The following is a 600-nucleotide window of genomic DNA, read 5'->3' on the forward strand; positions in this document are numbered from 1 at the left end:
TAACGCCCGGTTATGGGGCGAGTATTAGCTTGCTAAACTGGTGAGGAACGAACCCGAGCAAGCTATTACGAGTCCCATCCATAAACCGCTTGTTATGCGTAACTCACTCTATTTTCGTTCCTAACCAATACTCTCTTATTACTACGTTGGCTTTACCTAACTGAATATTTTGCAAACGCTCAATTGGAAGATAATGCTTTTCACCATTAATTATTAAGTAGCAATTCACTTGCCCTTTTACAGTTGAACAAGATTTACTGGTGACATCAACCAAAACTTGAGATGACTTATGAGTTAATACATCAAAAGTAACAAGGCTTACAAATATTGCGTTTACAATGAGCCAGCTAAAAAAACCGTAGCTAGGCAAAAGGATGCCAAGCACAATTGGTAGATCTTTTTTTCTGTACGGATGGTGTTCATAACGTTGACCTATTACAAAGAAAACAAAAGTTAATAAACAAGTTAGGACGAACATTAAGAAGTAAGCTTTGTTGCTATAGATAATTGAGTGAAAAAAGCACGACATGATATAGATACAGAAAATACCAACTGCCAACTTCCCTGAAAATTTCTTCAATCTATTCATTACGCATAACG

General features: G+C 36.5%; 1 protein-coding gene. It reads right to left on the reverse strand.

What is annotated here, in order from left to right:
* Positions 1–103: 103 nt before the first annotated feature.
* The coding region (locus H5073_RS17995; protein ID WP_220488113.1) for a hypothetical protein at positions 104–600 on the reverse strand (497 nt) is incomplete at its 5' end.

The sequence above is a fragment of the Shewanella sp. SR44-3 genome, assembly GCF_014163735.1.
Taxonomy (GTDB): domain Bacteria; phylum Pseudomonadota; class Gammaproteobacteria; order Enterobacterales; family Shewanellaceae; genus Shewanella.